Origin of the sequence: Bradyrhizobium sp. ma5, from assembly GCF_042258955.1 — a bacterium.
Lineage (GTDB): Bacteria > Pseudomonadota > Alphaproteobacteria > Rhizobiales > Xanthobacteraceae > Bradyrhizobium.
In genome coordinates this window covers 519,545-533,339 of sequence record NZ_CP170156.1, presented here as the reverse complement: position 1 = coordinate 533,339, position 13,795 = coordinate 519,545, and the positions used below count along the sequence as shown (strand labels likewise).

Below are 13,795 nucleotides of genomic sequence, written 5' to 3'. Positions count from 1 at the left end.
AATGAAACAAGAGGACACGCCGACATGTACCACTACACCGCCATCGTGACCTGCCTTGCGGTCGCGTTCTACTTCTTCACCTCGACGCAGGTCGCGCGCGCCCGCGTCGCCTATGGCGTCAAGCTGCCGGCGATCTCGGGGCATCCGGATTTCGAGCGCATCTTCCGCATCCAGATGAACACACTGGAATGGATGCCGATCTTCCTGCCGTCGCTCTGGCTATTCGCGATCTATAACGGCGATGCCGCCGCGGCTGCGATCGGCGCGCTCTGGGTGGTCGGCCGCATCGTCTACTTCATCGGCTATCGCGAGGCGGTGGCAAAGCGCAGCCGGGGTTTCGCGATTCAGGCCGCAGCGTGCATCATCCTGTGGATCGGCGCACTCGGCGGCGCGGTGTGGCGGCTGGTGCATTGAAGGCGCGATCGCGCCGCACACTCCGCTGTCGTCCCGGGCTTGACCCGGGACCCATAACCACAGGGTCTAGTTTTTGCAATGGCTGGGGCCACTGCGCGGCAACGTAGCTAACATCGGTGGTTATGGGTCCCGGCTTTCGCCGGGACGACACCGATGTTTGTTGCGTCAGCTACGCGTCACTTGGTCAGCGGGCAGCCGCTGTCCTTGGCCCGCGGGAAGGCCTGATCGCCGGGCACCACGGCGAGCTGCTTGTAATAGTCCCACGGCTTCTTCGATTCCGAGGGCTTCTTGACCTCGAACAGATACATGTCGTGGACCATGCGGCCGTTCTCCTGCACCTTGCCCTGGGCGAAGGCGTCGTCGACCGGCAGCTCCTTCAGCTTCTTGGCGACCGCATCGGAATCCTTGGTGCCGGCAGCCTTCACCGCCTTCAGATAGCTCAACGTCGCCGAATAGGTGCCGGCGTGGATCATGCTCGGCATCCGCCCCGTCCGCTTGAAGAAGCGCTCGGAGAAGGCGCGGGTCTTGTCGTCATGATCCCAGTAGAAGCCTTCAGTCAGCACCAGGCCCTGCGCAGCCTCGAGGCCAAGACCATTGACCTCGGCGAGCGTCATCAGGAGGCCAGCGAGCTTCTGGCCGCCCCTCACGATGCCGAACTCGGCAGCCTGCTTGATCGAGTTGGTGGTGTCCTGGCCGGCATTGGCGAGGCCGATCACCTTCGCCTTCGAACTCTGCGCCTGCAGCAGGAACGAGGAGAAGTCCGACGAATTCAGCGGCACCCGCACCGAGCCCAGCACCTTGCCGCCGGCCGCGGTGACGATCTCGCTGGTGTCCTTTTCCAGCGCATAGCCGAACGCATAGTCGGCGGTGAGGAAGAACCAGCTGTCACCGCCGGACTTCACCAGCGCACCGCCGGTGCCGACCGCGAGCGCGTGGGTGTCGAATGCCCAATGGAAGCCGTAGGGCGTGCAGGCCGCGCCGGTGATCGCCGAGGTCGCGGCGCCGACCACGATGTCGATCTTCTTCTTTTCCTTCGATAGATCCTGCACCGCGAGCGCGACCGACGATGTCGTCAGCTCGGTGATCATGTCGACGCCATCGGCGTCATACCAGCGCCGCGCGATCGAGGTCGCGAGGTCGGGCTTGTTCTGGTGATCGGCGGTGACCATCTCGATCTTCTGGCCGAGCACCTCGCCGCCGAAATCCTCGATCGCCATCCTGGCGGCTTCGACCGAGTACTTCCCGCCGTAATCGGCGTAGACGCCCGATTGGTCGTTCAGGATGCCGATCTTGACACCCTGGGCCATCGCCGGCGCCGCCAGCATCAGGCTGCATGCCGCAACCGCAGCCAAAAATCCCGACTTCATTGTTATGTTCTCCCAGCAGTCTCTCATCAGGAAAAATCGGCGCGACATTATTTTATAACCCCGCGCCTGCCCATCTCTTTCCGCTCAGCCAAAAGTATGGGCCTGCGGCGTCATTCCGGGGCGCCGCAAAGCGGCGAGCCCGGAATCCATTTCTCCTCTTGGACATGCGGCCCGATGGATTCCGGGCTCGCGCTGCGCGCGCCCCGGAATGACGGGTGGAGAGCGCAATACTCACCCCGCCACATTCGCCGCTGGTTCCTTCGGCTTACCCTCGTTCTTTCCTTCCGCGAGGTTGCGCACCACCATGTAGAAGATCGGCGTGAAGACGAGGCCGAACAGGGTGACGCCGAGCATGCCGAAGAACACGGCGACGCCGACCGCCTGCCGCATCTCCGAGCCCGAGCCGGTCGACAGCACCAGCGGCAGCACGCCGAGGATGAAGGCGAACGACGTCATCAGGATCGGCCGCAGGCGGAGCCGGCAGGCCTCAATGACCGCCTCCAGCCGCGGCCTGCCCTCGAGCTCGATATCGCGCGCGAACTCGACGATCAGGATCGCGTTCTTGGCGGCCAGGCCCACCAGCACCACGAAGCCGATCTGGGTCAGGATGTTGACGTCCTGCCCCATCAGCCGCACGCCGATGGTGGCCGCGAACAGGCACATCGGCACGATCAGGATCACCGCGAACGGCAGTGTCCAGCTGCCATATTGCGCGGCCAGCACCAGATAGACGAACAGCACGCAGATCGGGAACACGTAGAGGCCGGCATTGGCGCCGTTGACCTGCTGGTAGGACAGATCGGTCCATTCGAACGAGAAGCCGCTCGGCAGGGTATCGTCGGCGATCTTCTTGATGGTGTTGAGCGCCGTCGTCGAGCTGACGCCCGGCGCCGGTTCACCCTGCAGTTCGGACGCCGAGTAGAGATTGTAGCGCGCGACGCGATCGGGGCCCGAGATGTCCTTGAAGTCCACGACGCTGCCGAGCATCACCATGTCGCCATTGGCGTTGCGGGTGCGCAGCCGCGAAAGATCGGTGGTCTCCTTGCGGAACGGCAGATCAGCCTGCGCGGTGACGTGGTAGGTGCGCCCGAACAGGTTGAAGTCGTTGACATAGGTCGAGCCGAAATAGGTCTCGATCGTGTCGGTGATGTTGGCGATGGGAACGCCGAGCTTCTGCGCCTTGACGCGGTCGATATCGACGAACAGCTGCGGGGTATTCGCGGAGTACGGCGAAAACACTGAGGTCAGGTTCGGCGATTTGCGCGCGGCCTGCACCAGCTCGTCGGTCGCGGACGCCAGCAGTTCGGGCCCGCGCCCCTGTCGATCCTGGACGCGGATGGTAAAACCACCGCCGGTGCCGATACCCGGCACGGCCGGCGGCGGAATGACGATGATGAAGGCGCCCTGGATCACCGACAGGCGCTTGCGCAGGTCGGCGGTGATTGCGGTCGCCGTCAGTCCCTTCTTCAGCCGCGCCTCCGGCTCGTCGAACACCGGGAACAGCGCCGCGGCGTTGCCCGCCTGCGTACGCGTCGCACCGGAGAAGCCGGCGAACGCCGCGACGCGGACGATGCCCGGCGTATCCAGCGCGATCCGCTCGATCTCACGCACCACAGCCGTGGTCCGCGCCAGCGATGCGGCGCCCGGCAGTTGTGCCGAGATGATGACGTAGCCGCGGTCCTGCGCCGGAATGAAGCCCTGCGAGGTGGTCGCGAGCAGCCAGCCGGCGCTGCCGATCAAGACGAGGTAGATCGCGACCATCACCACCGTGTGCCGGATCACGAAGTCTGCGACCGCCGCATAACCATGCGCCAGCCGGTCGAACACGCGGTTGAACAGCGCGGTGAAGCTGTCCCAGCCGCGCGCGATGATGTTCCAGCGTGCCGGCGGGCGTTTCTCCTCGTGCGGGACCAGGATCTGCGAGGCCAGCGCCGGTGACAGCGTCAGCGAGCAGAAGCAGGAAATCGCGGTCGCGACCGCGATGGTCACGGCGAATTGCTGGAAGAACTGCCCGGAGATACCGCCGAGGAACGCGGTCGGCACGAACACCGCACACAGCACCAGCGCGATCGAGACCAGTGCGCCGCCGACCTCCTCCATGGTCTTGAGCGCAGCCTCGCGGCGGCTCATGCCGTGCTCGAGATGCCGTTCGACATTCTCGACCACCACAATGGCGTCGTCGACCACGATACCGACTGCGAGCACCAACCCAAACAGCGTCAGATTGTTGATCGAGAAGCCCAGCGCGGCCATCACAGCGAAGGTGCCGACCAGCGACACCGGAATCGCGATGATCGGGATGATGGCAGGCCGCCAGCCCTGCAGGAACACCAGCACCACGATGACGACGAGCGCCATCGCCTCGTAGATCGTCTTGATCAGCTCATGAACCGATTGGGCGATGAACTCGGTCGGATTGTAGCCGATGTTGTAGTCGAGCCCCTTCGGGAAACTCGCCTTCATCCGCTCCATCGTGTCGGAGATGCTCTTGGCGGTGGCGAGCGCGTTCGATCCGGGCCGCTGCGTCACCAGCAACGCGACCGCCGATTTGCGCAGCAGGAAGCTGTTGGTGGCGTAGGACAGCGCACCGAGCTCGACGCGGGCGACGTCGCGCAGCCGCACGGTCCGGCCGTCGGAGCCGGCCTTCACCACGATGTCCTCGAACTGCCTGATGTCCTTGAGGCGGCCGGTGAACACGAGATTCGGCTGGAAGGCGCGATCGGCGATCGGCGGCTCGGCGATCTGGCCGCCCGCGATCTGCAGGTTCTGCGCCCGGATCGCCGCCAGCACCTCGGCCGAGGTCAGGCCGAGATTGGCGATCCGGTCGGGATCGAGCCACAGCCGCATCGAGTAATCGCGCGCGCCGAACATCTGGATGTCGCCGACGCCGTCGAGCCGCAGCAGCTGGTCGCGGACCTGGAGCAGCGCGTAGTTGGAGATATAGAGCTGGTCGAACGTGTCGTCGGGCGACAGCATGAACACGACCATCAGGATGTCGGGCGAGTTCTTGCGGGTGACGACGCCGTTGCGCTGCACCTCTTCAGGCAGCCGCGGTTGCGCGATCGCGACGCGGTTCTGCACCAGCACCTGGGCCTTGTCGAGGTCGGTGCCGAGCTTGAAGGTCGCGGTGATGGTGAGCTGGCCGTTCGAGGTCGCCTGGCTGTAGAGATACAGCATGTCCTCGACGCCGTTGATCTCCTGCTCGATTGGAGCGGCGACGGTGTCGGACACGGTCTGCGCCGAGGCGCCCGGATACTGCGTGGTGACGGTGACGGTCGGCGGCACAACTTGCGGATATTCCGAGACCGGCAGCGTCGGATAGGCAATCGCGCCGACGATCAGCAGCACGATCGACAGCACCATCGCAAGGATGGGCTGGTTGATGGAGAGCCTGCCGAGATTCATGGCTTCGCACCTGCCGCGGGCTTGGTGTCTGCCGGGGCATTCGCACCTGCGGGAGCCTGGGCCATTTTCGGCGTCACCTTGGCGCCGACGCGGGCACGTTGCAGCCCGTCGACGATCACATGGTCCTCCGGCTTGAGGCCCTCGCGGATCACGCGCAGGCCCTCATCCAGCGGTCCGAGCGTAACTGTCCTTGCTTCCACCGTGTTGTCGTCCTTGACCACGAACACGATCTTGCGCGACTGGTCGGTGGCGATGGCGGTATCCGGGATCAGCAGCGCCTCGTAGGGCGAGGAGCCGATCAGACGGACGCGGCCGAACTGGCCGGGCAGGATCGAGAGGTCCTTGTTCGGGATCACCGCGCGGCTGCGCAGCGTCGCGGTGGAGACGTCGAGGCGGTTGTCGATGAAGTCCATCTTGCCTTCATGCGAGGGTTTGGTCTCGCCGGTCAGCGCCACCTGCACCGGGTTCGCGGTATCGCGCGAACTCGGCCGCCGGCCTTCGAACCACAGCTTGCTGTTGCGCTGATAGGTCGCCTCGTCGACGTCGAAATAGATGTAAATCGGATCGAGCGACACGATCGAGGTCAACAGCGTCGAACCGCTCTCGCTGCCCTGCACGAGATTGCCCGGCGTCACCAGATGCCGGCTGACGCGGCCGGTGATCGGCGCCAGCACATGGGTGAATTCGACGTTGAGCTGCGCGGCCTTCAGCGAGCCCTCGGCCTGCGTCTCGGCGGCGCGCGCCGCCTGCAACGCCTGGCGGCGCTGGTCGACGACCTGCTCCGAGACCGCGCTGGTCTGCACCAGATTAAGCCCGCGCTCGAGATCCCGCTTGGCAAGCTCGCCCTTGGCGCGTGCGTCGGCGAGTTGACCTTCGGCCTGCAGCACGACCGCCTCAAACGGCCGCGGATCGATAATGTAAAGCAGATCGCCGGTGTGGACGATGTCACCATCCTTGAACTCGACACTGTTGACGAAGCCGCCGACGCGGGCGCGGACCTGGACCTCCTCGACCGCCTCGAAGCGGCCGGTGAATTCGTCCCAATCGGTGACGGTGCGCTTGACCGGCTGCGCGACGGTCACGGGCGGCGCCGGAGGCGCGGCCTGCGATTGCGCGGTCTTGTCGTCGCAGCCGCCGACCGTCAGCGCGGCCAACAGCCCGATCGGCGCGAGGCCGCGCCGGCACGCCCTGACGAATCCCTGGCGGCGGAGCGAACGACGCTCGACACCGGTCACCGGAGCCGGACGCCCCGTTCTGTCAATCGAACTCAATTCGCTCTCCCCCAAAAGACTACGAAGCACGCCGACCAAAGCAGGGCTACGAAAGTCGCAACTAAAATTGCGGTGATTCAACACGGATGGACCACCGCAATGTCGCGGCAGCGGACGTCACAGATGTAACCGCACCCCAGTCTGTTCAAGATGGCCGCCGGATCAAGCGAATAGTTGCGCAATCTGAAAGCCTTACGACACGCTCGCGAAACCGTGACGACGAAAAGGGGCAGTTTGGCTGGCCTATCGGAGCTGCGAGGTCACAGACAGGCCGCCCCGAATCAATCACAACGCGAATTCGTTTCACAGATTCGTCACACTGCACCCGATTCCAATTTTGGCACAGAAACCTCCGGCCCGCTGACGGCAGGACCAGCCAGGTTCCCGCACTCTACCTCTCGCTGCACGAGCGGAATCATAGTTAGCGGCGCGGTTGTCATCCGGACACACATTGACACCCGGTAGTATCGCCAATACGGTCTTGGTTGCCAAAGTATGAATATTCTTGGCCCGCCGCATTTTCCTCGAACATTCATTGTGTTTGTCGCGGCGCGAGTGTGTGAAAGCGACTACGCAAATGGCACGGGCATTTGAGCTCGCTGATGCCACGGCTGCGCGAACATCGCGGCTTGCTCGAATAGCAGGCGGCTCGGCGCGATCGCCGGTCGCGGGTGATCAACTTCAACGTGTGAGCGGCTTCACACGTCATCGTCCCCAACAATTGTAAATATTGATCGGCTTCCACGCCGGTCGCAGGAGTGCGCATGTCGACCATACCCGCTTTTACAATCGGTGGTTTAACGCGCCCCGAACTTCAGCTCGATTCGACCGGTCATATCGTCCTCGACGCGGCCGCCCAAGCGTTCGCCGACACGTATGGTCTGCAATATCTCTACCTCGGCTGCCCTCCCGGCACGCTCTGGCCGCCGGTCACCGACTCGCTGTCGGCGCCGGTCGATGCCAATTCGGGGAGTAACACGGTCATTGAGGGCGCCGCGGCCAACACGCTTGCCAACATCACCGCGCAGGCCACCAGCAGCAGCGGCAATGCCGTCACCTATTCGTTGACCGGCGACACCTCCAGCGGCGGGTTCAAGATCGACCCGAACACCGGCGTGGTGTCGGTCGCAGACCCCACCAAGATCAACTACGTGACCAGCCCCGGTCATGCCTACACCATCACCGTTCAGGCGAGCGACGGCATCGCGACGAGCGCGCAGAGCTTCTCCATCGCCGTCACCGACGTTGCGCCGTCCACGCCGGTCGACAGCAATGCGGCAGCCAACAAGGTGGCGGAAGGCGCCGCAGCCGGCACGGCTGTGGGCATCACCGCAACATCGACCGATATGAATCCCGTGACCTACAGCCTGACTGGCGATAGTTCGGGCGGGGGCTTCGCCATCAATGCGACGACAGGTGTCATCACCGTCGCCGATCCCAGCAAGATCAACTACGTCACCGCGCCTGGTCATGCTTACACCGTCACCGCGACCGCGAGCGACGGCACCCTGAGCAGCTCGCAGAGCTTCACGATCGATGTGACATTGGGTGCGGCAACTCACTTCGCCGTGAGCATTCCGGCCAACGGCGCAGCGGGAACGCCAGGCACGGTCACCGTCACCGCGCTCGATGCCTTGAACCACGTCGTCACCAACTACACGGGTACGGTTCACTTCACGTCAAGCGACGGCCACGCCGCGCTGCCGGCCGACGTGACGCTGACCAACGGCACCGGCAGCTTCAGCGAAACGCTGGACACCGCCGGCAGCCAGACCATCACCGCGACCGATACGGCCAACAGCGCCGTCAAGGGCACATCGAATTCCGAGATCGTGACACCGGGCGTCGCCACGCATTTTTCGGTCAGTCTCCCCACCAACGGCACGGCGGGGACACCGGGCTCGGTCATCGTCACGGCGCTTGATGCCTTCGACAATGTCGCGACCAGTTACTCGGGGATCGTTCACTTCACGTCGAGCGACGGCAGTGCCGTGCTGCCGGCCGACATGACGTTGACCAACGGCACCGGCAGCTTCAACGAGACATTCAAGACCGCCGGCAGCCAGACCGTCACCGCGACCGACACGGTCAGCGCCATCAACGGCACGTCGAACGCCGAGACCGTGACGGGCGGCGCCGCCACGCATTTTGTGGTCAGCATTCCGGCGAGCGGAGCCGCGGGGACACCAGGTTCGGTCATCGTCACCGCGCTCGATGCCTTCGGCAACGTGGCCACCGGCTACACAGGAACCGTGCACTTCACATCGAGCGACGGCCACGCCATGCTGCCCGCCGACGTGACGTTGACCAACGGCACCGGCAGCTTCAGCGAGACATTCGAGTCGATCGGCAGCCAGACCATCATCGCGACCGATACGGTCAGCCCCGGTATCACCGGCACCTCGAATACCGAGACTGTGACGCCGGGTCCCGTCACACACTTCGCGATCAGCATTCCGGGCAGCAGCACTGCGGGAATCGCAGGTTCAGGCACCGTGACCGCGCTCGACGCCTTCGGCAACGTCGTCACCGGCTACACCGGGACCGTGCACTTCACGTCGACCGACGGCCATGCCGTTCTGCCGGCCAACATGACGCTGACCAACGGCACCGCCACGTTCAGCGAGACGCTCGACACCGCCGGAAGCCAGACCATCACCGCGACCGACACGGTGACGAGCACGATCACCGGCACCTCGAATGCCGAAACCGTGACGGCGGCCGCCGCCACGCACTTTGCCGTCAGCATTCCGGGCAGCGGCTCTGCCGGCACCGCCGGCTCAGGCACTGTGAGCGCGCTCGATGCCTTCGGCAATGTCGTCACCGGCTACACCGGAACCGTGCACTTCACATCTACCGACGGCAGCGCCGCGCTGCCGGCCGACATGGTGTTGACCAATGGCACCGGAACCTTCAACGAGACCTTCGATACCTCGGGCAGCCAGACCATCACCGCGACCGACACGGTCAGCGCCATCACCGGCACGTCGAATGCCGAAAACGTCGCGCCCGGCCCCGCCACGCATTTTGCGGTGAGCATCCCGGCCAACGGCCGCGCGGACATTGCAGGATCGGTCACCGTCACGGCGCTCGATGCCCATGGCAACGTCGCCACCGGCTACACCGGCACCGTGCACTTCACATCGAGCGATCCCACCGCCGTGCTGCCGTCCGACACGACGCTGACCGGGGGCATCGGCACCTTCACCGAGAAGTTCGAGACCGCCGGAAGCCAGACCATCACCGCGACCGACACAGTCAGTGCCGGCGTCACCGGCACGTCAAACGCCGAGACCGTGGCTCCTCCGGACGCGCCGCCCGTCGTGACCGGCGGCCACACCCTGAACTACATCGAAGGACAGGCCGCCACCGCGTTCGACCCGGCGCTGACGGTCACCGACGCCGACAACGCAACGCTCGATCACGTGACGGTGCAGATCACCGGCAACTATTTCAACGGCCAGGATGTCCTCGGTTTCGTCGACACCGCGCACATCCACGGCGCATGGGACGCCTTGCACGGTGAGTTGACGCTGACCGGTATCGCCGGCTCCACGGTCGGCGACTTCCAGACCGCACTGGATTCGATCACATACTTCAACACCAGCAACAACCCGTCCGGCCTGGCCCGCACGGTGACCATCACCGCCAATGACGGCACGCTCGACGGCACGCCTGCGACCGACACCATCGACGTCACGCCGGTCAACAACCCGCCGGTGGTGACAATCGGCGCCATCACCAACTTCAGCGAGCCACCGGTCGGCACGCCGCCGGCGAATTCGATCCCGGTCACGATCGCCCCGAACCTCACGATCACCGACGTCGACAGCGCCAACCTGATCAGCGCGACCTTCGAGCTGAGCGACCTCAAGCCGTCGGACGTGCTGTCGATCGCGGGTCACGCCGGCACCAGCGGCGACATCGGCAATATCCACTTCGCGATCTCCAGCACGGCCACCACCGAAACCGTCACCCTGACCGGGACCGACACGATTGCGCATTACAACGCGATCCTCGATGCCGTCCAGTTCAACAACACCGGCGAGCCTCCCGACACCACGGCGCGCTCCTATACCGTGACCGCCGTCGACGACGGCGGCACCGCGCACGGCGGCAACGACACGGGATCGGCATCCGCAACCCAGACCGTCACCGCGATCAACGATCCGCCGACCGCGACGGTGCCTTCGGATTCATCGGTCGGGACGGCCTTTTCGCACACCAACCTCGCGATATCGGGGCTCTCGGTCGCCGACATCGATTCCGCAGGCGGTAACGAAACCGCAACGATCACTTCGAACCACGGCGCGCTGTCTTTCGACGTCACCGGACTTGCCAGTTTCACCAACAACAACACCCATACCGTCACGCTCACCGGCACCATCGCGCAGGTCAACACCGCGCTGGCGACGTTGACCTACAACAGCGACGACGGCTTCACCGGCACCGATACCGTCACGCTGAACGTCAACGACAACGGCAACACCGGCACACCCGGCGCGCAGACCTCCGGCCCGCAGACCTTCCATGTCGGCGTCGTTCCGCAGGTGTTCTACATCGACAACTCGACGACAGGCACCAGCCACAACCTCGGCACCCAGGCCGATCCCTACACCTCGATCGCCGCCTTCAATGCAGCCAACCCGGCAGGCTCCGGCGACTACGTCGTGCTCGAGCACGGCACCGGCACCTACAGCGAAGCCAACGGCATCAATCTCGCCAACGGCGTCAATCTGATCGGCGGCAGCCATACCCTGCAGTTCACCAATCCGGTGACCAACCAGCTGGTCACCGCGAATGTCGGCTCCGGCACCGATCCGGTCATCCATGTCACTGGCGCCGACAACGGCATCGACCTGCTCGGCACCACGGGCCACACCATCAACGGCGTCAGCATCGACACCTCGGCCTCGACCGGCATCGGCATCAGCGACGACGGCAACAATGTCGGCACCGTCACGATGTCCGACATCGTGATCAAGACGGCCAGCGGCGCCGGCATGAACTTCACGCATGGCGGCAGCATCACGCTGACCGGCACCGCCAACTCCATCACATCGGGCACCGGTACCGCGCTCGATGTCGAGAACACCCAGATCGGCTCTAACAACCTCACCTTCAAGAGCATCACGTCGAGCGGCGGCTCCGGCAACGGCATTATCCTCTCCAACACCGGCACCGCCGCCGGCAATGGCGGCCTGCACGTCACCGGCGACGGCTCGACGGCGGGCAGCGGCGGCACCATCGCCAGCAAGACCGGCGTCGACGGCAGCACCACGCAGGGCAGCGGCGTCTACCTGAACAACACCAAGGATGTGCAGATTTCCTTTGTGACGATGCACGACTTCCAGAACTACGGCATCGTCGGCACCAACGTCACCGGCTTTGCGCTCGGCAATACCACGGTGACCGGCACCAACGGCACCAGCGTCGGCGGCATCGGCGAGGGCGACGTCTACTTCACCGGCCTGTCGGGCACGGCGTCGATCACGAACTCGACCCTCACCGGCGCAGCCTATGATGCCCTGCACGTGTTCAACGACGGCGGCCAGACGCTGAACCGCATTACCGTGACCGGCTCGACCTTCGCGACCAATTCTGCGGTCGGCAACGCGTCCAACGACGCGATCGGCTTCGAGGCCACCGGCGGCACCTTCAACGCCACGATCCAGAACTCGAACGTCACTTCCGCGCGCGGCGACATGTTCCAGCTCAATCTGCTCGGCACGGTGTCGTCGGACCTGGTCATGTCGGGCGACAATTTCAGCAACACCAACCAGAACATCGTCAGCGGCGGCGGCGGCATTACGATCGGCGGCGGCGGCCCAACCAACAATATCACGCTGACCTACGACATCGCGAACAACATCATCAAGGGCGCTCTCGGCGCCGCGCTCGCAGTCACCAAGGGTACCGGCACCGACGCGCACTTCACCGGCACGATCGACGGCAATACGATCGGCACCCAGGGCGTGGCCGGCAGCGGCTCTACTCAGGGCATCGGCATCAACGTCTTCCAGGACGGCGCGGGCACGTCGAGCACGACCATCACCAACAACCATATCTCCGGCGTCGTCGGCGGCATCTTTACGCTGAACCATAACGGCGCCGGCGGGGCGATGACCGCGGTGATCCAGGGCAACACGATCGATACGCTGGATTCGACGAACGGATTTGCCGGCATCGATGTGCAGAACGGGTCGGCGACCGGAGCCGGCGGCGACAACAACCTGCTGAACGCCACGATCGGCGGCGCCGGGGCGCTGAAGAACAGCGTCGATCTCGGCGGCAACACGGGCCTCGGCCTGGTCGCCGGCATCTTCCTCGAGCAGGAGGGCGTTTCGAAAACCGGTTTGATCGGCAGCCCCAACTATGCCGGCACACCGTATAATTTCGCTGCGGTTGGGAGCTATGTGGCGGGCAACAACACCGTGACCGGCACCGGAAACGGGGCGGTCGGCACACAGGCCATCGGTGACCCCGGGCAGTCCGCGGGCGGCGGCTATTTCGGCGGCGCCCAGTTCATGGTCGCCGTCTCGGGCGGCGTCGAAGCGGCCTCGCCGACGACGGGCGAAACCAACCTCACCCAGACGGAGCTGAATTCCGTCATCTCCGCGGCGATCGCGCAATGGGCCACGGCCGGTGCGACGGCAAGCCAGCTCGCCATCATGAAGGCGGTCACGTTCGGTGTCGCCAGTCTCGGCGGCAACGTCATCAGCGCGGAATCGAACGGCCACATCACGATCGATGCCAGCGCCGCCGGACACGGCTGGTTCGTCGACCCGACACCATCGGACAATTTCGAGTTTGCCCATGCCGCGACCGCGACCGACCTGTTCGCGGACCCGACCAGTACGGCAGCCGGACATCTCGACCTTCTGACCGCGGTGGCGCACGAACTCGGTCACGTCGTCGGCCTGGCGGACGACACGACGCCGAGCCACTCCGGCGACTTGATGTACATCAACCTGGCCGATGGCGAGCGCCGGCTGCCGAGTGCCGCTGATGCCAACACAGCCGCGCCGCACGTCATGCCCACGCAGGGCACTGCGTCTTCGCAATTCAATCTGGCCACCCGTGACAGCTTCAACTTCTCGTCGTTCACCCAGTCGCCGCCGCAGACCCCGACCGGCGCAAGCCATGCCGACACCGGCGCGAACACCCAGAACCTGTCCGATCTGTTCAGCGGCCTTTCCAATGCGGCAGCCCCGTGGTGGACTGGCCACGAGGCAGCGTTCGCAGCAATGGGCGGCACGCCGACCGACAATCACGCCCACACCCAGGTGCATCACGACCTGATCGTCTGATCGGGCACCGTATCAACCACGACGCCTG

5 protein-coding genes are annotated in these 13,795 nt (G+C 64.8%); 2 read left to right on the top strand and 3 right to left on the bottom strand.

What is annotated here, in order from left to right:
- Positions 1-24 precede the first annotated feature (24 nt).
- Positions 25-414, top strand: a complete 390-nt coding sequence (locus ACE103_RS02405) for an MAPEG family protein (RefSeq protein ID WP_223974675.1) — start codon at positions 25-27, stop codon at positions 412-414.
- A 176-nt stretch (positions 415-590) separates the two neighbouring features.
- On the opposite strand, the gene ACE103_RS02400 is transcribed toward ACE103_RS02405, so the two are convergent.
- From ACE103_RS02400 to ACE103_RS02390, 3 genes are all read right to left on the bottom strand, one after another.
- On the bottom strand, positions 591-1,781 hold the full coding sequence (locus ACE103_RS02400; RefSeq protein WP_375778194.1) for an ABC transporter substrate-binding protein: 1,191 nt from the start codon (positions 1,779-1,781) through the stop codon (positions 591-593).
- Between the two features lie 231 nt (positions 1,782-2,012).
- The gene (locus ACE103_RS02395; protein WP_375778193.1) at positions 2,013-5,186 is read right to left on the bottom strand and encodes an efflux RND transporter permease subunit; all 3,174 of its coding nucleotides are present in this window, start codon (positions 5,184-5,186) and stop codon (positions 2,013-2,015) included.
- Positions 5,183-6,349: an efflux RND transporter periplasmic adaptor subunit gene (locus tag ACE103_RS02390; protein WP_223974980.1), complete on the bottom strand. Its 1,167-nt coding sequence runs from the start codon at positions 6,347-6,349 to the stop codon at positions 5,183-5,185. The genes ACE103_RS02395 and ACE103_RS02390 overlap by 4 nt, the downstream gene beginning before the upstream one ends.
- 872 nt (positions 6,350-7,221) lie before the next feature.
- Here ACE103_RS02390 and ACE103_RS02385 point away from each other — a divergent pair.
- A complete protein-coding gene (locus ACE103_RS02385; protein WP_375778192.1) occupies positions 7,222-13,767 on the top strand; it encodes a hypothetical protein in 6,546 nt (2,181 codons plus the stop codon).
- Positions 13,768-13,795: the final 28 nt, after the last annotated feature.

Bases quoted from the DNA above. Each gene is read 5' to 3' on its own strand.
- ACE103_RS02405 (WP_223974675.1), top strand. From the start codon at position 25: ATGTACCACTACACCGCCATCGTGACCTGCCTTGCGGTCGCGTTCTAC.
- ACE103_RS02400 (WP_375778194.1), bottom strand. From the start codon at position 1,781: ATGAAGTCGGGATTTTTGGCTGCGGTTGCGGCATGCAGCCTGATGCTG.
- ACE103_RS02395 (WP_375778193.1), bottom strand. From the start codon at position 5,186: ATGAATCTCGGCAGGCTCTCCATCAACCAGCCCATCCTTGCGATGGTG.
- ACE103_RS02385 (WP_375778192.1), top strand. From the start codon at position 7,222: ATGTCGACCATACCCGCTTTTACAATCGGTGGTTTAACGCGCCCCGAA.